General features: G+C 40.1%; 17 protein-coding genes. 13 read left to right on the top strand and 4 right to left on the bottom strand.

The genetic code is table 11. The annotated features are described in order from the left end of the window. Positions 1-146 precede the first annotated feature (146 nt). The 10 genes from R2Q94_RS15625 (at position 147) to R2Q94_RS15670 (ending at position 15,149) form a co-directional block, all read left to right on the top strand. Positions 147-2,099 (top strand): KUP/HAK/KT family potassium transporter, encoded by a 1,953-nt coding sequence (locus tag R2Q94_RS15625; RefSeq protein WP_316822397.1) that lies wholly within the window; start codon positions 147-149, stop codon positions 2,097-2,099. A 204-nt stretch (positions 2,100-2,303) separates the two neighbouring features. Beyond that, complete coding sequence (locus R2Q94_RS15630; RefSeq protein WP_316822398.1) at positions 2,304-2,903, top strand: RNA polymerase sigma factor; 600 nt, start codon at positions 2,304-2,306, stop codon at positions 2,901-2,903. 64 nt (positions 2,904-2,967) lie between these two features. Further along, on the top strand, positions 2,968-4,173 hold the full coding sequence (locus R2Q94_RS15635) for a FecR family protein (RefSeq protein ID WP_316822399.1): 1,206 nt from the start codon (positions 2,968-2,970) through the stop codon (positions 4,171-4,173). Positions 4,174-4,519: 346 nt separating this feature from the next. Then, complete coding sequence (locus R2Q94_RS15640; protein WP_316822400.1) at positions 4,520-7,894, top strand: SusC/RagA family TonB-linked outer membrane protein; 3,375 nt, start codon at positions 4,520-4,522, stop codon at positions 7,892-7,894. Between the two features lie 18 nt (positions 7,895-7,912). Then, positions 7,913-9,349 carry a RagB/SusD family nutrient uptake outer membrane protein gene (locus tag R2Q94_RS15645; RefSeq protein ID WP_316822401.1) on the top strand — a complete coding sequence of 479 codons (1,437 nt, stop codon included), beginning with the start codon at positions 7,913-7,915 and terminating at the stop codon, positions 9,347-9,349. An 11-nt stretch (positions 9,350-9,360) separates the two neighbouring features. Continuing rightward, positions 9,361-10,122, top strand: a complete 762-nt coding sequence (locus tag R2Q94_RS15650) for a DUF4843 domain-containing protein (protein ID WP_316822402.1) — start codon at positions 9,361-9,363, stop codon at positions 10,120-10,122. 11 nt (positions 10,123-10,133) lie between these two features. Further along, the gene (locus R2Q94_RS15655) at positions 10,134-11,624 is read left to right on the top strand and encodes a PKD-like family lipoprotein (RefSeq protein ID WP_316822403.1); all 1,491 of its coding nucleotides are present in this window, start codon (positions 10,134-10,136) and stop codon (positions 11,622-11,624) included. Positions 11,625-11,634: 10 nt separating this feature from the next. Next, a complete protein-coding gene (locus R2Q94_RS15660) occupies positions 11,635-12,714 on the top strand; it encodes a TlpA disulfide reductase family protein (protein ID WP_316822404.1) in 1,080 nt (359 codons plus the stop codon). Continuing rightward, positions 12,711-13,847 (top strand): TlpA disulfide reductase family protein, encoded by a 1,137-nt coding sequence (locus tag R2Q94_RS15665; protein ID WP_316822405.1) that lies wholly within the window; start codon positions 12,711-12,713, stop codon positions 13,845-13,847. Before R2Q94_RS15660 ends, R2Q94_RS15665 begins: the two co-directional genes overlap by 4 nt. 30 nt (positions 13,848-13,877) lie before the next feature. Beyond that, a complete protein-coding gene (locus R2Q94_RS15670; protein ID WP_316822406.1) occupies positions 13,878-15,149 on the top strand; it encodes an amidohydrolase family protein in 1,272 nt (423 codons plus the stop codon). Positions 15,150-15,742: 593 nt separating this feature from the next. Here the strand turns inward: R2Q94_RS15670 and R2Q94_RS15675 are convergent. From R2Q94_RS15675 to yihA, 4 genes are all read right to left on the bottom strand, one after another. Beyond that, entirely contained in the window at positions 15,743-17,698 is a 1,956-nt protein-coding gene (locus R2Q94_RS15675) for an amino acid permease (RefSeq protein ID WP_316822407.1), read from the bottom strand. A gap of 56 nt (positions 17,699-17,754) precedes the next feature. Continuing rightward, entirely contained in the window at positions 17,755-19,470 is a 1,716-nt protein-coding gene (locus R2Q94_RS15680; RefSeq protein ID WP_316822408.1) for a M3 family oligoendopeptidase, read from the bottom strand. Positions 19,471-19,586: 116 nt separating this feature from the next. Beyond that, positions 19,587-20,456: a UbiA-like polyprenyltransferase gene (locus R2Q94_RS15685; RefSeq protein WP_316822409.1), complete on the bottom strand. Its 870-nt coding sequence runs from the start codon at positions 20,454-20,456 to the stop codon at positions 19,587-19,589. Between the two features lie 15 nt (positions 20,457-20,471). Then, complete coding sequence (gene yihA / locus R2Q94_RS15690) at positions 20,472-21,098, bottom strand: ribosome biogenesis GTP-binding protein YihA/YsxC (RefSeq protein ID WP_316822410.1); 627 nt, start codon at positions 21,096-21,098, stop codon at positions 20,472-20,474. Between the two features lie 52 nt (positions 21,099-21,150). Here yihA and ubiE point away from each other — a divergent pair, with 52 nt between their 5' ends. The 3 genes from ubiE (at position 21,151) to R2Q94_RS15705 (ending at position 23,567) form a co-directional block, all read left to right on the top strand. After that, positions 21,151-21,882, top strand: a complete 732-nt coding sequence (gene ubiE, locus R2Q94_RS15695; RefSeq protein WP_316822411.1) for a bifunctional demethylmenaquinone methyltransferase/2-methoxy-6-polyprenyl-1,4-benzoquinol methylase UbiE — start codon at positions 21,151-21,153, stop codon at positions 21,880-21,882. A gap of 61 nt (positions 21,883-21,943) precedes the next feature. Next, a complete protein-coding gene (locus tag R2Q94_RS15700) occupies positions 21,944-22,702 on the top strand; it encodes an outer membrane beta-barrel protein (RefSeq protein ID WP_316822412.1) in 759 nt (252 codons plus the stop codon). A 109-nt stretch (positions 22,703-22,811) separates the two neighbouring features. Continuing rightward, positions 22,812-23,567: an SDR family NAD(P)-dependent oxidoreductase gene (locus R2Q94_RS15705; RefSeq protein ID WP_316822413.1), complete on the top strand. Its 756-nt coding sequence runs from the start codon at positions 22,812-22,814 to the stop codon at positions 23,565-23,567. The last annotated feature ends 10 nt before the right edge of the window (positions 23,568-23,577 follow it).

The following is a 23,577-nucleotide window of genomic DNA, read 5'->3' on the forward strand; positions in this document are numbered from 1 at the left end:
CGTGTACAAATTTAATATTTAACAATATTTAACAACTTATGTCGTTCTCTCTTGTTTCTATTTTTAAACCATAATCTATCTTCTTAAATTTTATGGGATTGTAAATTTGTTTATTTACTGTAATTTTACCGCATAATTAGAACAAGGTGTCGAATCAGAAAAATTTAAATGCGCTCAGTGCCGGAGGGTTACTCATTAGTTTAGGTATTGTTTATGGGGATATTGGAACCTCACCACTCTACACCCTGAAAGCGATTTTCACAGCGGTGAAAGGAGCCGGACAAGCAGTTACTCCAGAATTGGTACTTGGTGCCATTTCCTGTATCATTTGGACATTAACCTTACAAACCACGATTAAATATGTCGTGATTACGCTTAAGGCCGATAACAAAGGTGAAGGAGGGATTTTCTCGCTATATTCTTTAGTGAGGAAGAATGCGAAATGGCTCGTCATACCCGCCGTGATCGGAGGATGTGCCATGCTTGCCGATGGAATTATTACCCCCAGTATTACTGTAACCACAGCAATTGAAGGATTGCAACTGAAATTCCCGGATGTCCCTGTGATTCCAATTGTAGTTGCCATCATTACCGGTCTCTTTATTATCCAGCAATTCGGAACCAACCTGGTTGGGAAACTGTTTGGACCAGTGATGTTTTTATGGTTCAGTGCATTAGGTTTGTTGGGTTTGCTTTTTGTAGTTCAGGATTTTAGCATCCTTAAGGCTTTGAATCCTTATTATGCCGTGGTCTTGTTAATTCACAATCCTGCTGCATTACTCATTTTAGGTGGTGTTTTTCTTTGTACTACCGGGGCAGAAGCTTTGTATTCTGATATGGGCCATTGTGGGAAAAATAACATCAGGGTCAGCTGGGTATTTGTAAAGCTGATGTTGATTTTAAATTACCTTGGACAAGGGGTCTGGGTTTTACACCGTCCTCATTATGAAGTAGAATTGAACCCTTTCTTTGAAATTGTCCCACCTGCATATCTTTTATTTATGGTGGCCCTGGCTACTTTAGCTGCGGTTATTGCGAGTCAGGCAATGATTACTGGTTCCTTTACGCTGATCTCTGAAGCGGTAAGGTTAAATCTATGGCCTAAAGTAAGGATCAATTACCCAAGTAATCAAAAAGGTCAAATCTATGTGCCTTCTATCAACTGGTTGTTATGGCTTGGTTGTGTGGCCATTGTACTGATCTTTAAAAAGTCCGGCGCAATGGAGGGGGCTTATGGGCTTGCCATTAACTTAACTTTCTTGTCGACCACCATTCTTGTGGCTGCCTATATGAAACGTAAAAAAGTGCCGGTTTATGTAATTGTCATCTTCCTGGTAATTTATGGAGTATTAGAATCTACCTTCCTGGTAGGTAACCTTGCCAAATTCTTCCATGGGGGCTGGATGACAGTATTGATTGGTTCTGCATTGTTTACAGTCATGTGGAGTTGGTATGTAGCCAGAAAAATCAAAAACAGATTTGTGAAATATGTGGAGATTGAAGATTATTTCCAGATCATTTCTGAACTGAGCGAGGACGTTTCCGTTCCTAAATATTCTTCTCAACTGGTATATTTGACCAGCGCCAATTTTAAAACAGAAATTGAATCAAAAATCATTTACTCGATTATTCAAAAAGAGCCGAAACGAGCCGATGTCTATTGGTTGGTTCACGTTGATGTGGTAGATGAACCTTATACAAGAGAGTATAAAGTAGAATTCCTGATCCCAGGAAAATTGATCCGTATCGACTTTAAACTGGGTTTCAGGGTAGAGCAAAGTGTAAATCTGCTGTATAGAAAAGTAATTGAAGACTTGGTGAAAAATGGTGAAGTAGACATTACCAGCCAATACACCTCTTTAAATAAACATAAAATTGCTGGAGATTTCAGATTCGTGCTTTTAGAAAAACACCTGTCTAAATTCTCTAAACTGAGTTTTTATGAACGCAGTGTAATGGACTATTATTTTATTCTAAAACGCTTCAGTTTATCAGAAGAACGCAGTTTTGGATTGGATTCCAGTTATGTAGATGTAGAGAAAGTTCCTCTGATTTTTGTAACTCCAGACGACATAGAGCTAACGAGGTTACCGGTTTAAGCCGATAATTCTATAGCTGAAGGCTGCTCATATAATGTATGAGCAGCCTTTTCTTATTTAAAATGCTATCGTTCTATTTATTTTTTTATTGGATAAGGTAGTTTAATATCGTGTTTAATTCATAAAATATATAAGGTATTCCTGCTCCGATTTCCTATTTTAGACAGCTCATACTAAGCCTAAAACCAACCTGCTAAATAACGGATGTCGCCTGCCGAAAACTGGAATGAACCTGAACTATTGATCCGATTGAAAGCTGGCGAAGAGCCTGCCTTCGGAGAGTTGTATGTACATTACAGTGAAATGATTTATGCCAGGTTACTCAGGCTGCTTAAAGATACCGATATGGCCGATGAGGTCATTCAGGAGCTTTTTTTAAAAATCTGGGAAAAACGAGAACTGATTAATCCCTCAAATTCCTTTAAATCTTATTTATATACTATCGCAGAAAATCTGGTGTATGATCATTTCAGAAAAGTGGCCCGCGATCGGAAATTACAGGAGTCATTTCGCTTAATGACCACTGAGATCTATAGCCATACTGAGGAAGATCTCTTAAATAAGGAAAGCAAGGTCATACTGGACAAAGCGATAGCTACTTTAGCTCCTCAGCGTAGAGCAGCCTTTGTATTGTGTAAAATTGAAGGCAAGAGTTACGAAGAAGCCGCCAAAATTATGGGCATCTCCATTTCAACAGTCAGCAATCATTTGGTAAAAGCAAATGTCACCATCCGTACCTATCTCAGCAACTCAGAGGAGTTCCTTCCAGCCTTATTTGCAATTGCCTTAATTGGAGCGATTTAATTTTTTTCATTTTAGAGTAGTGTGTTTTTTTCTGGCAAGCGTATTAGGCTAAAAAGGAAAGCACTTGAAAAAAGATATAGCCTATACTGAACTGTTTAAAAAGTACCTGGATAATGCCTGTACAACGGAAGAAATTGCGTTGTTACTTGCTCATTTTGGTACAATTCCTGAAAAAGACTTAAGAAAATCAATAAGCGAAGCTTTGCATGTGGAGGATGAGCCTGTTGCTTCGAGACCGGATCTAAAACAACATCTTGCGCTGCTCTATACCAATATGCTACCTCAATTAAAAAAAGAAGGAGCAGATCATCCTAAAATAATACCTTTTTATCAGCGTAAGGCCTTCTTATATTTCTCAGCCGCTTGTATCTCCTTAGTGCTCATTGGAATAATCGCGGTATTTCAGCAGGATTACCTGAAGAAAGGCTCAAATGAGTGGATTGCTTCAGCCTCGGTTATAGATATTCCGGCAGCTGGGAATAAAGCAGTTTTAACTCTTGCCGATGGAAAGGTCATTACACTGAATGAAGCAGCGGAGGGTACATTGGTAAATGTTGCAGGAATGGTGATTCGCAAAATTGGTGATGGACAATTGGTCTATGAAATTTCAGGAAAGCAAAGCGGTACCTACAACACGATCACTACACCAAAAGGCGGGACTTATCAGGTTAAATTAGCTGATGGGACGAATGTTTGGTTGAATGCAGCCTCCAGTATCAGATTCCCAACGAGTTTTGTATCACTTAAAGACAGAAAGATCGAACTCATTGGCGAGGCTTATTTTGAGGTTAGTAAAGACGCAAAGCATCCATTTAAGGTTCATACTGCTCATCAGGAAGTAGAAGTCTTGGGGACCCATTTCAACATCAGTAGTTATGCTGATGATGCGGATGTGAGAACCACATTGCTGGAAGGAGCTGTAAAGGTCAGCAGTCTGCGCGAAAATGGTACTCAGGTGATCCTTAAACCTGGACAGCAGTTGGTGCTGGCTCAGGGAAAAATTAAAATCAATAAAGCAGATTTAGAAGAGGTACTGGCCTGGAAAAATGGGCTCTTTGTATTTAATGATGAACCTTTGGAACACATCATGAGAAGAGTGGCAAGGTGGTACGGGCTGGAGGTCGTGTATGAACCCGGTCTGGATAAAAATAAATTGTTCGGGGGAAGCGTTTCCCGTTTCGATCATGTATCAAAAGTGTTAAGGCAACTTGAACTCACCGGCGGGGTTCATTTTAAAATTGAAGAAGGGAGGATCATCGCAATGAAATAATTCTACATTCATTGGAATACAAATCAAGCAAAGAACGCAACCAACTTTGCTCAAAAAAAACAACTGTGCAGGTCTTTTGAATACCTAAGCTAAGGGCCAGATCAGAAAAAACCGGAGGTGCTTGGAACCACCCCCGGTTAAACTGTTTTGATTTGTCAATTCTTAAAAAAGAACCAACCATAATAAGTTTTACAATTACGGGAGCCTGTTAATTTTCGAGGTTTCGAGGCTTCCGCAACTAACCAAAACAACCAAATTTATGAATTTTAATCAACTAATCAGGCATGGTTTGCCTTTAGTTATACCTAACCAATTACTCCGTATTATGAAATTGATCATTGTAATAATGACTGTTTTTTTATTACAAGTGAGTGCCAAAACCAATGCTCAGAACATCACACTTAAAGGAGATCGTGTCAGTTTAAAACACATCCTTTCTGAGATCAGAAAACAAACTGGCTTTACCGTGCTGTACGAAACCAAACAGCTGGATCAGACCACACCAGTCACTGTTAATTTTAAAAATGTTCCTTTAAAGGATGTTTTAAATGAAATTCTGGATGAACAAGGCCTGGCATTCGCTATTGAAGACAAAGCGATTTCCATTAAACCAAAGGAAAAAGACTTGTTGGATAAAATGTATGAATATCTCGCTGCTGAAGAGGTAAAAGGACGCGTTCTAGATGAAAACGGCCAACCCATGCCCAGTGCAGGAATTGTTGTGAAAGGCACAAAGAAAATTGCCCGGACAGATCAAAATGGTGCATTTACCATTGAAGCAGTTCCGGGTGATGTTCTCCTGGTCACTTTTATCGGTTACGAGCCCGCTGAATACACAGTCAAAGAAAAGAACGCTAAGGTGCTGATTCGAATGAAAGTCAGCGCTATGGCCTTAAATGATGTGGTGGTGACTGGTATCTTTGAGCGTAATGCGAAAACCTATACAGGATCTGCAAATACCATTACTGCCAATGATATCCGTAAGGTCGGGAACCAGAATATACTTGGAATATTGTCCGTTTTAGACCCGGCAGTTCAGATTCCACAGGATATTTTAAATGGTTCTGACCCCAATAAAATCTCCCAGATAAAACTGCGTGGAACCTCTAGTTTACCCACCAACACTGTAGTAGATCCTTTAAGCACAAAAACAGATAGAAATAATAAAAGCTATTATAGTGCCTATGGAAAAAGAGTTGATGAGATCAAAAATACCTATACGGTAAACCCCAATCTTCCATTGTTTATACTGGATGGTTTTGAAGTACCTATTAATCAAATCAATGATCTGGATGTCACGATGATTCAAAGTATCACCATTTTAAAGGATGCTTCCGCGACTGCCATTTATGGTTCCAGAGGGGCCAGTGGTGTCATTGTAGTGGAAAGAATCAAACCAAAAGGAGGAGAGCTGAGGTTCAATTATAAGCTGGATCTGACTGTAGAACTTCCCGATTTACACGACTATAAACTCCTCAACTCCCGCCAAAAACTGGAGGTGGAAAATCTGGCAGGAATTTACAATTACAATGTCAGTAACACGGATCAGGACCTTAAGATTTTATACAATGAACGATATAAGGAAATGTTGCGTGGCAGGGATACCTATTGGCCAGCAGAACCCCTAAGAAATACCCTGAGCCAAAGACATGGTTTAACTATGGATGGAGGTACTGAGCGTATGACCTATGGATTGGATTTTACTTATAACCTCAACAACGGGGTAATGAAAGGTTCAGACCGTACTTCCTATAATGGAGGAGTTTACCTGAACTATCGGGGAGATAAGTTTTTGTTGAGTAATAGGTTAAGTCTGCAATATACCAATGCCAACAACTCCCCATGGGGTTCTTTTGCACAATATGTAGCAATGAATCCTTACTTCAGTCCTTATGATGAAAATGGAAATGTGACATTGTATCTTCAACGAAAAAATACAGGCATTCAGGGGGTAGTATATGGAGACATTTATAATCCTGTTTATAATACTACACTAAACGGTAAAGACTTTAGAAAAACAGGAAACATTACCAATAATACTGCAGCTACTTATAACTTTTCCAGAGACCTAAGCTTAAGAGGGCGATTATCACTTACTTCGCAAAACGACAATAGTGAAATCTTTTTGCCGGCAGATCATACGACTTTCAGGGCCTTGAATACCAATATTTTTGAGCGGGGTTCTTATACTTCCGGTTATGGAAAGCTATTTTCTTATGATGCCAATATCGACCTGAATTACAATCGTAAAATAGGAAAGCATCAAATCTATTCTACTTTCAGTGCCAGAGCAAACCAGAGTAGCAATGAAAATGTGATGGTGGAGGTAAATGGATTACCAAGTGCATTGACCGATTATATCTTTTATGGACGGAGATATGTGAACGACCGCCCTTCCGGCTCAGAGTCAACCCTGAAAAGTCTGGGATTTTTAGGAAATGTGAACTACAGCTATGATAACCGGTATTTCGGTGATTTCTCTTATCGTTTAGATGGCTCATCAGGATTGGGATCGGATAAATTATTCGCTCCATTCTGGTCTGTAGGTGCAGGCTGGAACATCCATAATGAAGCTTTTTTAAAGGAGTTAAGGGAAAATGGTACGATCTCTCAATTGAAATTAAGAGGTTCAGTAGGGCTAACCGGAGCACAACAATTTGATCCTTACATGGCCTACAGAACTTACAATTATTTTCTGAACGAGGCATATGGAACCAGTATCGGCGCCAGTTTACTCAGTATTGGAAACCAAAACCTGACCTGGCAAAGTACGATGAAGTACAATGTAGGAACAGACATCACTTTGTTTAAAGACCGTCTGCAAATTAATGCAGATTACTATTACGACTATACCGATAAGTTTATTGCTGATTTTAACCTCCCTTTGTCTACCGGTTTCGAAACCTATAAAGGAAACTTAGGTTCATTAGGGAGCAGGGGTTGGGAAGCCAGAGCCAGTTTTCAGGTGATTAAAGCGGCTAATTTTAAGGATTTTAGCTTAATGTTAATGGGGAATGTGGGTAGTAATAAAACCTCCGTTAAAAAGATCAGTAATGAGCTGAAAGCACAGAATGAAAAGTTATTAAGTTCTACATTGACTACCGCACCTTTCCAAAGATATGAAGAAGGTCAATCTATTGATGCGATCTGGGTAGTGCCATCCCTTGGTATTGATCCTGCTACAGGGCAAGAGTTGTTCAGAAAAAAGGATGGTTCTTCTACCTTTATCTGGGATGCAAGGGATATGGTTTCTGTAGGTATATCTAATCCTAAATATCGGGGAAGTTTTGGAGCAACGATGGCATATAAAGGGCTTCAGTTGACTTCTTATTTCTCCTACCGTTTCGGTGGACAGCAATTTAACCAGACCTTACTGGATAGAATTGAAAATGTAAACCTGGTGGATAATGCAGATGTACGGGTACTTACCCAACGTTGGAAACAAGCGGGTGATATCGCTTATTTTAAGGCAATTGCTGGTGATGGTGCAAAATCCAAAGCTTCGTCCAGGTTTGTACAAAACGACAATACCTTAGAAATGACCTCGCTTTCTTTGCTGTATCGCATTGAGCCTTCAAAATTGAAATCATTAAAATTGAGTAGCCTGAATTTTGGTGTTTATATGAACAATTTGTTCCGTTTAAGTTCTATTCAGATGGAACGTGGGATTGATTATCCTTTTGCCAGAAGTTTTTCTTTTTCTATTCAAACCGGCTTTTAAGGCCATCAATTTAAAGTCATGAAAAAACATTATATCCTATTATTTCTCTTGATCATAGGCTGCTGCTACTCCTGTAAAAAATACCTGGACGTAAGGCCTAAGTCACAAATTAAAGAAGAATTCCTTTTTGAAAAAGAAAGAGGATTTATTGATGCCTTGTCGGGTGTTTATACCCTGATGGCCAGAAGGGAACTTTATGGCGATAATTTAACGATGTCATTTTTGGATCTGTTGGCCCAGCGCTATAAAGGAGAGACCAGAACCAGTCCTTACTGGAATGCGATCCATTATAATTATGAAACAGATAATAGCGATAATGGTAAATCATTGCCTGTAAAAACGACCATTCGTACCATATGGCTTTCCGCCTATAATGGCATTGCCAATGCCAATAATATACTCAGCAACATGGACGCGAAGAAGTCTGTATTTACCGGTAATAATTATAACCTGATTAAAGGGGAAGCTTTAGGAATCAGGGCTTTTCTTCATTTTGATCTATTACGGATGTATGGTCCAATGATGGACAATTCAACTGCAAAATCCATCCCTTATCGTACCGTACTGACTAGAGAAGCACAACCCTTATTACCCGCAAATGAAGTGGTAAAATTGATCATTAAGGATCTTCTGGAAGCGGAGTCTTTGTTGGAGAAGGATCCCATAGTATCCGGAGCAGCTAATGATTACACAGATTTTAGTGTAGCCAACAGAAAATTTAGAATGAATTATCTGGCGGTACAGGGTACTTTAGCAAGGGTTTATCAATACAATAATCAACCTAATGAAGCCTATGCTTACGCGAAAAAAGTAATCGGCTCCGGGAAATTCAGCTTTGTAACCAGTAAGGATATCAGTGAAGATGGAGTTTGCCGTGATCGGACGTTTAGAAATGAGCAATTGTTTGCCCTGCAGATTAATAACATGAAAAAGTATACGGATGATTATTTTAATTCGAATCCTACAACTTATGAAGAGGTTTCACTCAATAATGACAACCCGGTCATCGAAGCTTTATTTGAAAATTCCAGTACAGATTACAGGCGACAATACCTATGGTCAACATTAGCAGGAAAGTTAATCAGTACTAAGTTTCTGCAATTGGATGAGCGCCCTGGCTTTTGCGTCTGGCCAAAAAATGTAGTGCCCATCGTTCGGCTGAGTGAAATCTATTACATCGCTGCGGAAACTTCGCCTGATATCAATGAATCAGCAGACCTGCTCAATGAGGTGCTGAGTCACCGTGGCCTCGATCCCTTGATTGGCATCAATAACAAAGCTGATTTACAATTGGCTTTGACCAAAGAATATCAAAAAGAGTTTTTTAGCGAAGGACAACTATTCTATTACTATAAAAGGAACAAATTTACCAGCATCCCAGGGAGTACTGTAGTGGCCAATAGTAAGGTATATGTATTGCCTGTGCCTGAAGATGAGTTAATTTTTAATAATTAATTGAATTGAAAATGAAGAAATTACTATTCATATTAATCGTATGTGGATTATTTGCAGCCTGTAAAAAAGAACAGCTGCAACAATATACTGAAAAGCCAAGAATCTATCTAAGGTTAGAAAAACAAGCATTCTACAGCCTGTTTCCATTGGCAAGCCCTGGAAACCTAAGGGTAGATTACCTGCCACAAAACAGCAGTAAGAAAACAGATACACTGGCCTTAACATTTCAAGTAAGTGGCCCTGCCTCCAGTAGCCCGAGGCCATTCAGTTTTGAGCGGACTGAAAATGTAGGTAATGGTGTAGAAGGAGTAGACTTTGAATGGTTGGATAAGGACCCGGTGATCCCAGCCGGCGAGTATAAAAAAAGTCTTCGGTTAGTGATCAAACGCAGCCTAAATATGACAAAAAGGGAAGTGTCTTTTAGTTATCTTTTAAAATCGAATGAACATTTTGAACTTGGACCAAAAGCGGATACCACTAGTTTCAGTTCTAATCAATCAGTGATGAGTTTGCTTGCTATTAATTTTCTGGCGAAGGATATTGCCATTAAAGAGTCCAATTGGGATACCTTTATCGCTCCATATTTCGGTCCTTATACTGAAGTCAGGTATCGGTTTATTATCGACGTATTGGCTAAAACAAGCTTTCCAAGTAATCTTCAGCCCTCTGTAATGAGTAGCAACAGATCAAAGTTGAGAACAGCACTCAACAAATACAATGCAGCTCATCCTGAAAAATTGAAAGATGAGAATGGAAATTTAATCACTTTTTAAAAAGGTTCAACATGAATAAAATATATAAAACCAGTTATTGCATAGCATTGCTATTGCTGATGGTGCTCAGTTCCTGCTTAAAGAAAAACCTGGAGGATTATGCTCCGGGCAAAGTAAACAATCTCAACATAAATGGCGATCTGAAGGATAGTTATTTAGTAAATATAGATGATGTATTGAAGCTCAGTGCCAAGGTCGAGCAAAGTAAGGGGGATGGTGATTTAAGTTACCAGTGGTATTATTATGGAGCCAATAAGGATTTAGATACGGGAAGGGTAGTGGTGAGTAATACCGCCGATTTAGTACTTAAGATTGATATGGCCACAGGCGCCTATATATTGGTTGCGGAGTCTACAGATACTAAAACGGGTGTTAAAGGGTATAAAAAGATGAAACTAACCGTAAAGAGACTGACCTCTGAAGGCTGGTTGTTGTTGAGCTGGAAAGACAATAAGGCAAACCTCTCTATTGTGAATTCAGAGAACGACGTGTTGAAGAATTTCCTCCTTCCATCTGCTCAGTATCCGATCTCGAACAGACCTGAAAAATTATTCTGTTTGAGTACTTATAATGCGGAAAATCAGCCTATAGTCATTCAAACAAATCCATCAAAACTGTTGTTCCTCGATCGCAATACTTTTGAGGTACACAATGATGAAAATACCGCTTTTTTGTCGGGCCTAAGTCCAAAAATCACCCATTTTGCTGCGGATATGTATTTCATGAATTTTTTTATGTGGGATGATGAGGGATTGCTGTATAAGTCTGAAGGTAAACCTGATTTGAATTATCCATCCGGTTTTGATCTGCCTATGACAGGGAATTATAAAGCTTCAAAATTCATTCTACCTGTAGGATCCGGCTATCCGGTACCAGCCGTTTTCTATGATGAACTGTCTAAAGGATTCATTTATCAGCCTTACGGTACAAACCAGTTGCTGCCTTTCCAGGCTAAACCTGTAAATGCTCCATTTAACATGAACAATTTTACAGATGAAATTAAATTTGCCGCCTTAGGTGCAAGTAGTAAAACCTATGTAGTTGGCAAAAATGTCAAAGGCGAACATCATTTATATACGATGGAACTGGACAATGCACTGGATGTATATCCTGCAACTGCTATGCTGAAACTGGACATCCCTGCAAACGCAAATCCTTCGTTCTATGCCCTTTCAGGGAAATTACCATTACTTTATTATGTCATAGATAATACCCTGTATTTGTATAAAATAGGTGAAAATAAATCTTCACTGGCACTTTATACTTTCCCTGCCGGAGAGCAAATTGCCGCATTTCAGATGTTTAGGGAAGGAATGTCACTTACTGAAGCCAAAAATCCATTCGTAAACAACCGCCTGGTAGTTGCGGTAAATAAAGGAAGCGAAGGTATATTTTATACGTTCGATTTATCTGCAACTGGTGCATTAAAGACAGGAAGGTATGCCACTAGGAATGATGGCTTCGATACGATCGTAGATATTGCTTATAAGGAGATGAATTAACCACAATAATATGATGAAGAAACTAAGTTTGGCCATGCTTTTGATCAGCATGGCCCTGCCTTCTCTTGCACAACATCGTAAGATGGGCCATACAAAATTATACATTAATGCTTCCCCAAAGTTTAACAATGTTAAACTGAGCGTTTACAGGGAATGGCCGATAAGAAAACTGATGGATACTTTGCGGCTAAAGGAGGGAATACAAGAACTGGTGATCGCAGATAGTTTACCCGCTAGCTATTCCCTAAGCACAAGAAAGCCTTATGCGAGTACCAGTGTTTTACTGGATGGCGCTGATGCCTCGATCAGTTTTAACGGAGAGAACGTTGCGGTCAAGGCTGGGAAATTGGAAAGGATGTTACAACTGCACCGTGCATCTTTAGCGCCCGATGAAAAAGAGTGGCAGGATTTAGGGAATCAATATGGGCAGGAAACGGATATGGAAAAGAAGATCCTCCTGGAGAAAAGAATTAAGATTATAGCGGAAAAAGTTGCTGAGGAAAGATTACGTTTTGTAAAAGAAAATAGCAAAAATGCAGCTGGTGCCTATATGGCCAGCAGTTATGCCTTTGCCTGGTCGCCGGAAGCATTACAAATCTTAACCTCTCTTTTTCAAAACCAGACCTGGGCTTCTCATACCTATCAGGAATTGGCTGCAAAACTGGCCGAACACAAGGCGCTGCAAATGACAGGGAAAAAAGCCGCCGGCTTTACACTTCCTTCCATAAAGGGCGATTCTGTATCATTGGCGGATATTTTACAAAAAAATGAATACCTACTGATTGATGTCTGGGCTTCCTGGTGTACCCCCTGTAGGGTGGCCAACCGCAAACTTGCTCCGGTATATGCAAGATTAAAAAAGAAAGGAATCGAGTTTGTTTCCATTTCGGTGGATGAAAACCAAACTGCCTGGAAAAACGCGGTACAGGCGGATCAAATCCCATGGATACAATTGCTGAGTGACAATGCCATGAAGGGACGTTTTGTAGCCGATTACCAGGTGAAGAGTTTGCCTGGCACTTTCTTATTAAACAAACAAGGAATTATCATTAAACAGCAGGTAGAAATTGCTGATCTGGAGAAATTATGAGAAAATTATGGATAGGATTGTGTCTTCTTTTAGCTGTAGCAGCTAAAGCACAGGTTAAAAAGGTAAGTATAGAGGGAGAGATAAAGGGTTTGGGAAATCAGGAGCTGATGTTGTTGAATGTGGATCAGCGTGTCATTGAAAAGACGCAGACCAGGGAGGGGAAATTTAAGATTATTGCCGATATGGAGATTGGTGATATGCGTTATTATTATTTGTATGCTCCTTCTCTGGGCCCACTAGGCCCATCGATGAACATTCCGGTTATTTCCTTCTTTGTTTGTGGAACTCAAGTTCAGGTTGAGGCTTCGGTTAAAGAGAAGAATATGTCAATCTCTTCTGTCAAAGGCTCCCCATGTAATGAAACATACGATAAATTGTATAAAGGTCTGGCAGCAAATATGGCCATCGAAGCAGCCTCTAAGCCTTATAATGAAGCATTTCATTTGTATAATACTGTCGCACAGACACCAGAAAATAAGGAAAAATTATCCGCTGCGGGTAAAGAACTGGACAAGTTGTTCAGGCAGAAAGAGGAAGAAATCAGGGCGCTCATTCCAAAACATCCAAAAAGTATGCCTGTGGCGGTGATGGCCAGCCTGTATACGATTTCTACCGATGATGTCCCGGTAATGGAAGCTTTCCTGAAACAGTTTGATCCTTCTATCCGAAACTGCTATTACCTGAAACAGATTCAGCAGAAAATTAACCGCCTGAACTCTATCGCCATAGGGCAGAAGGCTCCGGATTTTGAGTTGAAAGATCTGGATGGAAAAGCTGTGAGCCTGAATGATTTTAGAGGTAAATACCTGTTGCTTGATTTCTGGGCCAGCTGGTGTGGCCCTTGTCGCAAGGAAAATCCGAATGTCGTAAAGGCTTATGATGGTTATAAGGCCAAAGGATTCACCGTTCTTGGTGTATCTCTGGATTCGAAGGAGGCGGACTGGAGAAAAGCCGTTAAAGAAGATGGCATGCCCTGGGTACAAGTGATAAACGATAGAAATAGCAATGTGGCTGGCTTGTATGAAGTTAAAGCAATCCCTTCAAATTTTCTCATTGATCCACAGGGGAAAATCATCGCAACACATCTCAGAGGTGCTGAACTAGAAAAAGCACTGGAAAAATTCATAAAGTAAGTAAAGACTGGCATTCATAAAAAAAATCAAATGAATAAATTAAAATTATTGATGTCACTATTGTTGTGGCAAGCTGCATTATATGCCCAAAATCCGAATCGCATCTTATTGAAAAATGCAACAATTATTGACGGAGATTCAAAAGTGAAACCACGTGTTGGATCAGTACTGATTGAAAATGGACTTCTGAAGTCCATCGTTTATAGTCCACTGAAAAGTCTGGGAACCGAGGCTAAAGTGATCGATTGTACCGGTAAATTTATCACTCCGGGTTTGATGGACTCACACGTGCATTTGGGTACCGGCGACTTAAAAGATCTTAAGGCTGCACATCTTCTGACTGATAGTATTATGGGAAACCTCCTGGTCCATGGCATTACTACGGTAAGAGACATGGCTGGCAACTCCCCATTTTTAGCAGAAAGTAAAAGTAGGGTGCAGAAAGGAGAAGTGGCTGGTCCGGAAATATTCTATGCTGCTCAATTCGCTGGCCCGGGTTATTTTAGAATGATGGGTAACGGGCGTGATGCTGGTGTAGATTTGGGAAATACAGCCTGGTATCGGGCGATCAGTAGCAAAGCGGATGTAAAGCCTGCCATTGCGGATGCGAAGAAAGCTGGGGTGACTGGGATAAAAATTTATGCTGACCTTAGCAAGGAGCTGATTGCAGAGATTACTCATGAAGCACATCAGCAAGGCCTAATGGCCTGGGCACATGGGGCCATTTTTCCCTCGAAACCTATGGATGTAGCTCAGTCTAACGTGAATAGTATGTCGCATGCCAATGACCTGGTTTTTCAGCAAATCAAAGGTGATACCATAGAAATCGGTGCGGCCTGGGCGCAGTTGTATAAAGGATTGAAACTGGATGATCATGTCCGTGATCAAATGCTCCTGGAAATGAAAAAAAGAGGTACGTTTCTAGATCCAACCGTTTTTCATGCCGAGAATAATAAGATGTCAAATGCCGCACTGATTACTCGCCGGGCAAATGAGTTGGGGCTCAAAATCGTGACGGGAACCGATTGGATTTACCCAACGAAAAATGAAAGTGTTCCTTTGCTCGATGAGATGAAATTATTGCAAAACAAATGTGGTTTGTCTCCATTACAGGTCATCGAAGCGGCCACAATCAATGGGGCATTAGTCACTGGTCTAAAAGACAGAGGCCTGTTGCGCGTTGGAAAAAGAGCAGATTTATTGATTCTAAATGCCGATCCATTGAAATCTCTGGACGCTTTTGATCAACCTGCTGTTGTCATCAAACAAGGTAAAATCGTGGCTTCATTAACCGAATTATAAAAGTTTTTAAATAAAAAAAGGCTCCGGGGAGGAGCCTTTGGTGTTGGCCTTCTGACCAATCAACTATAGGGATAATTATAGGAGGGCAAGTTCATTTGGTATAAATACCTGAACTAATATACGTAATTATTTTTAATAAAAATAACGAAATCTGTGAACAAGATCTAGAGTCTGTATTAATTCATATTTTTCTGTTTCATTTTTTAAGGAAATAATTATGTATATTGGAAATTAATATTTCCTGATTGGATTTTTGCAAAAAAAGCGGAAATTCAATCAGGATTTTTTTTTGCTTAGCAATTTGCCTCTGGATTTCTATGCGATCCAATCAACATTGGCTGTTCAGAATAGGCCAGGAATTCGCTATCTGTTTTGCTCCTGTTTTGCTATTCTTATGCAGTCATTTTGCTATTGTACCACTTGAGCAATAGCCTAGCAAAGCGGTGACAAAAACAGGAAAGAAAAAAAATCAGCGTTAAACCGCAGTCCAGTCTGCTTAATTATTAGTTAAGTGCGCTACTACGATACAATTTTTTAGTCAAAAAAAAGGCTGCCTGGAAAGGCAGCCTTTTTCATATCTTCAATTGGCAAGGTTAAGAAATCACCTGACTTTCTTTACCTAATTTACTATGTCTGTAACCATAAAGGAAGTACAATACCAATCCAACGGCAAGCCAAATGCCAAAACCGATCCAATTGGAGATCCCAAGCTCACACATCATATACAAACAACTGATCAGTCCTAAAACAGGAATCAATGATAGGTTTTTTGTGATACAGAAATAAGTGATCACCAGGCAAATGGCGAAGAAGATCCACATTGGTATTTTGTGTTTAAACAAAGCCCATCCTTCTTCATACTTTTTCTCTACACTTACCGCAGATTGATTTACAAATTGTTGGTATTGGATTTCAGATAATTCGCTAAGGTAAGCTGCTGCATCCAGCGTTTCTCCTGGAGCCACTTTAAGGGGGCCATTTTTTATTTGTTCTTTTACAGAGGCTAACTCCCTTTCATTTAGTGAAGTGATGAACTGAACCGGTTCATTGATCTTTGGCGTATTGAAAATGAAGGCATTGGTTTGCTCTTTAAAGCTCGTGAAACCGAAGATTAATCCGCCGATTAATGCAAGCGGGATAATATACTTCGAGTTGACATAAGGAGTTTTAAATTTACCACGCTGAATGTTTGGCTTGTTCTGGAGTACCAGTACACCTGCACAAACGAGTACAAACGCAAATAAGGTACCTATCGAACAAAGATCTGTTACGATGGTCAGGTTCATAAACAGGGAAGGTATAGCCACTACAAAGCCTACTACAATTGTGGCAAATGATGGTGTTTTATAAACCGGATGAATCCTCGAAAAGGATTTAGGTAATAAGCCGTCACGACTCATGCTCATCCAGATTCTAGGTTGTCCCATTTGAAAAACCAAGAGTACACTGGCCATCGCAAATACCGCACTTACCGCAATAATTCCGCTCATGAGCTTCAGGTTGATGTGGTCAAATACAAAGGCCAGAGGATCTCCAACTGCTAACAAACTGTAATTAACAATTCCGGTTAGCACCAGGGCAATGGCAACATATAAAATCGTACAGATGATGATGGCCCACATCATTCCTCTTGGAAGGTCCCGCTGCGGGTTTTTACATTCTTCAGCTGTTGTGGAGATGGCATCAAAACCGATATAGGCAAAAAATACTGCCGATACCCCCTTTAGTACCCCTGATATTCCATTCGGAGCAAAAGGATCCCAGTTGGCAGTATCTACATAAAATATACCTACGGAAAGCACCAATAAAATGACGGCAAGCTTAACGACAACCATGGCGTTGCTGGCATTTCTGGATTCTTTCATTCCTCTGTAGATCAGCCAGGTAATGAGGATGATGATCCCCAATGCCGGAAGGTCTGCTACAATGTGAAAATTGCCGATTTTTGGAGCGGTAATCCAGGCATTGTTGGCGAGTTTAGTCGCTTCATCCAGGTTTGCAAAAGATTTTCCTGCGTTAACCAATGCTTCTGCATGTTTATGCCCGTTATAAGCGGAAAGGTAGTCCATAGTAGCCCAATCAGGCACATGAATCCCTTTGATGCCCAGGGCGGGGATATTAATGGAGGAGAGGAGTCCTGTAAAGTAATCAGACCAGGAAATGGCAACGGTAATGTTCCCTATTGAGTATTCCATGATCAGCGACCAGCCGATGATCCAGGCCACCAATTCGCCAAAGGCAACATAAGAATAGGTATAGGCGCTGCCTGAAACGGGCACCATAGAAGCAAATTCGGCATAAGCAAAAGCCGCAAAACTACAGGCAATGGCCGTGAATATGAATAAAAATATGACCGCCGGACCGCCATCCGCACTTGCTTTACCAATGGTACTGAAGATACCAGCGCCGATAATGGCCGCTATCCCAAAGGCCGTCAGGTCTCTTACGCCTAAGGTTTTTTGCAAGGCATCACCATGATCGCCATGGCCCTTTGCTGCATCTTCTAATATCTTGGATATTGACTTCTTTCTGAAGAGTTTTTCAAACATTGAATGGTGGTTAGTTTAGTTTGTATGATCCAAACTTATAAATTACTTCTAAACAATTAACCTAATTTCTGTAATTCGTCTTTTACAAAGGAAGCCAGTTCCTGAATATAGCTCAGACTGAAATCAAATTTAATGCCTGCAGTCTCATAAATTTCGTTGATTGGTTTGGTATAACCCAGCGACAATGCAGCGAGATATTGCTCCAATGCTTTTTGTGGATTCTCCTTGTAATTTTTCCAGATGGCAATGGCACCCAATTGTGCAATTGCATATTCTATGTAATAGAAAGGAACTTCAAATAAATGTAATTGTTTTTGCCATAGGTTACCAAATTCCGCTTCCTGGCCTTCCCAGTTTGCAAAACCTGCTCCAAAACGTGTATAAATCTGTTTGAAGGTTTCCTCTCTATCTGCTGCATGATGACCTGGATTGGTATAAATCCAATGTTGGAACTGATCGATCACCGCCACCCATGGAAGGGTTTTCAGTACATCCGCCAGTTGTTCCTTTTTTGCGCGTAATAAATCTTCTTCATTGTCGAAATACACATTCCAGTAATCCATAGAAATCAGCTCCATACTCATAGAAGCTAATTCCGCAACTTCAGAAGGGCAATGTTTGAAATCATTCAGTTCCAGTCTGGCGGTCATAAAGGTATGGATCGCATGTCCTCCTTCATGAACCATAGTGGTCAGGTCTCTTAATGAACCTGCAGAATTCATGAAAATGAATGGTGCGCCAGTTTCTGCTAATGGATAATTGTATCCCCCTGGTGCTTTACCTTTTCTGCTCTCCACATCAAAGAGGTTATTTGCCTTCATGGTGGCGAGCATTTGTCCCAGCTTAGGGTCAATTGCATTAAAACACTCGATGCTTTTATCAATGAGTTCAGTGCCATTTTTGAAAGGCTTTAATGCCGGTTTTCCGCTGGTGCTCACTTCCATATCCCATGGTTTTAAGGTTGCTAAACCTAAAGCCTCAGCGCGTTGATGTGCCTGGTCTTTTAAGATAGGTACCACTTGTTTTTCTATCGCTTCATGGAAGTGATAGCAATCCTTTGGGGTATAGTCGAATCTGCCCAGGGCCTGGAACATGTAATCTCTGTAATTTTCGAAACCTGCATTTAAAGCCACCTGATGGCGCATCACTAACAGTTCATCGAACAAGGTGTTTAAATCATCTTTGTCTACCAAACGGCGTTGCTGAATGGTTTCCCATGCTTGCTGTCTGATGGCTCTGTCTGTATCTTTAATGAAGTTGGAAGCCTGTTCCAAAGTGTATTCCTGGCCATTGATTTGTACCGTCATGGCACCGGTAATTCCCTGATATCGCTGTTGAGCAACCTGTAATTTAGTCAGTAGCTCCACATTCTCTTCGCGGTAGATTTCGATGGCTTTTCTGATCGCCCTGATGTAAACAAAATATTTCTGCTGATCCAGCTCGTCGATGAATGGGCTGTCATTGAATTTTTGGTTCAGTTGATTGGCAATTGGAGAGATCTTTGGTTCGATTTCTGTTGCGAAATACTGAAAGGCTTCTACTAGCTGCTCATTTGCGGTATCACAGCTCATGCGAATGTATCTCCATGCAAAATCTTCTTCCAATGCAGCTTCCAGTTCACTTTTGTCTTTCAACCATTTTTCAAGTTCCTGAACATTTTCAATTGGACGTTGCAGAAGTTCGTCTAAAATAGGAGCCAGGTTGTCCCATTTCATCTCTAGTTGTTGCGGGATATAAGTTCTTTGTTTTGCCGGTATATTAAGATTGATCATAGTTTTTTAAAATTACTAAGGCAAATATACTGAACACAGGATAAAAAGAAGCTTAAGCAAAAAAGCCTTTTTTCCAGCAAGGCTCGAAAAAAGGCTTTTGTAAATATCTGGTATAATTAATAGAACAAGGTCCTCATTAAGGTATCCGCAAGAAAGCAGGCTGCAAAAATTACAGAAGCAAAACCGTTGGTGGTCATGAAAGCTTTGTCAACTTTGCTAATATCGTTTGGTTTTACCAGTAAATGCTGATAGATCAACATGGCACAGAAAAAGGCCACACCAAGATAATAAAACCAGCTAAAGTTATCCGGAGCTAAAACAATTGGTGTGATGACACATAAGGCCGAAAGAACATGAAGTCCTTCGGAAAGTTTCAAGGCGTTTTTAATTCCCAAAGCCGCCGGAATCGAATGTAATTTTTCATCACGATCGAAACCTTCATCCTGCAATGCATAAATGATGTCAAATCCACTTACCCAAAAGAGTACGGCAAAGGAATACAATACAGGGATGACTGCGAATTGTCCGGTTACGGCAATATAAGCACCAATGGGAGCCAATGAAAGCCCTAAACCAAGTACCATATGGCAAAGTGCTGTAAACCTTTTGGTATAGCTATAGAACAATACCACAAATAAAGCTACCGGTGATAAGTAAAAACAAAGTGGGTTGATGAATGCAGTGCTCACTATAAAAAGGATACAGTTGACGATTACAAAGATCAATGCTTCATTCGCTGATACCCTTCCAGCAGGGATATCACGCATTTGTGTTCTTGGATTTTTAGCATCAATATTTCTATCCAGGTACCTGTTAAAGGCCATTGCCGCATTGCGGGCAAAAACCATACACAGCAATACCATCACCAATAACATCCAGTTAAAAGGGTTGGAGGTCGTGGTTACACCCAGGAAAAAACCGATCATTGCAAAAGGAAGTGCGAAAACGGAATGGGCAAACAAGACCAGGGAAAAGTATTTCTTCATATTGGCAATACCAGTTTAATCTTCTTTAGGAGTTAAAATTGGCATGGCAAAATCAAGATTGGTTTGCTCAATAAAATCCAGAATTTCTTCTCTACCCTGATTTTTCTCAGAGGAAGTCACGAAATAAGGAGGGATTTCTTCAAACCATCCACCTAATGCTTTTTTGAATGCGGCCACGTTCTTCTCTGTTTTTCCAGCAGATTGTTTATCCGCTTTAGTGAAGGCCAATACAAATGGAATCTGTATTTCTCCCATCCAGCAGCAAAACTCAAGATCGATTTTTTGAGGCTCCAACCTGCTGTCAATCAAAACGAAAACACATTGCAGACTTTCTCTCTTAGTGATGTAGTTGCGGATGAATTTCTCCCAGCTCTCTCTGCTGTTTTTAGAAACCTTGGCATAACCATATCCAGGTAAATCTACAATATACCATTTCTCATTGATGAGAAAGTGGTTAATTAACTGGGTTTTACCAGGCTTCTGGGAGGTTTTTGCTAAACCATGCTGGTTAACCAGCATATTGATCAATGAAGACTTTCCTACGTTGGAACGTCCGATAAATGCATACTCGGGCATATTGGCTACAGGCAAAGCTGAAACCTTTGTATTACTACAAATAAATGTTGCTGATTTTATAATCATTTGACAAAGGTAGAAAATTAGTTTTCAACAATACTTATCTTTGCGCCTTACCATGAACGAAAAGATCACACCATACCAGTCTGCAACCGCTACTAAAAAGGAACAAGTAGCCTCTATGTTTGATAACATATCTGAAACTTATGATTTTTTAAATCACTTTATGTCGCTCGGAATTGACATTCTATGGCGTAAAAAGGCGATTGCAGAACTGAAAGCTCTACAGCCGCGCCTGATTCTTGATGTCGCAACAGGTACCGGAGATTTTGCTTTTGAGTCGATAAAAATTCTTAAACCAGAAAAAGTAATTGGCGTAGATATTTCTGATGGCATGTTGGAAGTAGCCAGAAAAAAGATAAAAGACCGTAATTTGGGCAGTATTTTCTCTGTTCAGATGGGGGATTCTGAAGGTTTACATTTCGAAGACAATCACTTTGATGCAGTAACGGTAGCCTTTGGTGTAAGAAATTACGAAAATCTGGAAAAAGGATTAGCCGATATGTACCGGGTATTAAAACCAGGAGGTAAAATCGTGATCCTTGAATTCTCGAAACCAAGAAAATTCCCTATTAAGCAGGGGTATAATTTTTATTTTAACCACATTACTCCGCTTTTTGGAAAGATTTTTTCAAAGGACAATCAGGCTTATACCTACCTGCCGGAATCGGTGGCTGCATTTCCAGATGGGGAAGCTTTCAATCAAATGATGACTAAGGTTGGATTTAAAGAGGCAAAGGATAACCGATTGACGTTTGGAGTATGTGCCATTTATACTGGTGTAAAATAATGTGATTCCTGAACGTAGGTTCTTGTGTATAAAATTACGATCTTCCAATTAAAGAATTCAGATGAAAATTAAATCTTTCCTTTTTTCTCTTTTCATGCTGGTTGCGGGTATCGCAAATGCGCAGAATTGGGGCGGAGGGATAGACGATACCGATCTGCATTTTGGTTTTACTTTTCAATATATTTCTTCTGAATATAAGCTTTTAAAGAAAACAGATTGGAAGGAAAGTCCTGGGGGTATTGCAGATCTTCCGGATTATGTGCCGAGAGGTTTAAGTGCTATTGCCGCAAAACCAACACCAGGATTCGGAATTGGCTTTGTGGTCAATCAAAAGGTGTTAGAAAATGTAGATCTGCGTTTAACACCGATATTGGTGTTCAATGATCGGGTGCTGAATTACCGCTTTGAAAATATACCGGTCAGTCCTGGTCAGGAATTCCTGGAGGTCGAAAAGAAAGTGCAATCTACCCTGGTCGAATTTCCTTTAGGACTGAAAATAAAGTCGAACAGAAGAAACAATTTCAGAGCCTATATGATTGGAGGGCTTAAATATTCTATGGACATTTCCTCCAGGAAAAAAAGCGACAATACCAAGGTAGATAATCCCATGGAAATGTTTTTGAACAACAAAAGAAACTACCTTTCTTATGAAGCAGGATTGGGGATGGATTTGTATTTCGAATACTTCAAGATGTCGCCAGAATTGAAATTATCTTATTCTTTTGATAGTGTCATGAAAAGGGAAATGCCTCATGTGTTTTCCAATCCAATCGACAAGTTGATGTTGCGTCATGTGACCTTCAGTTTGTTTTTTGAGTGATTTGTCAGATTTTTTTTAGTTTTGTTCTGACTATGAACTTCGCTTAAAGGCGCAAGACCTATAATAGAAACCCATTTTTTAATTATTAGCATTAAAAAACAATATACCAATGAAAAATGCATTAATTACAGGAGCAACTTCGGGAATTGGAGCTGCCTGCGCTGACTTATTTGCTGCACAAGGTTATCATTTGATTCTTGTTGCAAGAAGAGAAGAGTTGTTGAAAGAAGGGGCGAAGCGCCTGGAGGCAAAATATGGAATTGAGACTAAAACACTGGTTGCAGATGTCAGGAATCATGACGATCTTTCCTATGCCCTGGAGACATTGCCCGCTGCCTGGAAACAGGTGGATGTATTGATCAATAATGCAGGATTAAGCCAGGGTTTGGATCCCATTGATAAAGGAAGTATTTCCGACTGGGATACCATGATTGATACGAATGTAAAGGGATTGCTTTATGTGACCAAAATTGTATCTAACTGGATGATTGTCAGGAAATCCGGACACATCATAAATATTGGTTCTATTGCAGGAAAAGAAGTTTATCCGAATGGAAACGTATATTGTGCGACCAAGCATGCGGTAGATGCCCTGAATAAAGGAATGCGCATAGATCTATTACCTCATGGCATTAAAGTAACAGCCATCAACCCTGGAATGGTAGAAACGGAGTTTTCTAAGGTTCGTTTCAAAGGGGATGAAGGACGCGCCAAAAAAGTGTACGATGGTTTGGAGCCATTAGTGGCGAACGACATTGCAGAGGCCATCTGGTTTGTGGTGAGCAGACCGGCTCATGTCAATATTAACGATATGTTGATTATGCCAACCGCACAGGCAACAGGAGCCATTATTAAAAGAGATTAAAATTCAACTC

It is taken from the genome of Pedobacter gandavensis (assembly GCF_032678465.1).
GTDB lineage: Bacteria > Bacteroidota > Bacteroidia > Sphingobacteriales > Sphingobacteriaceae > Pedobacter > Pedobacter gandavensis_B.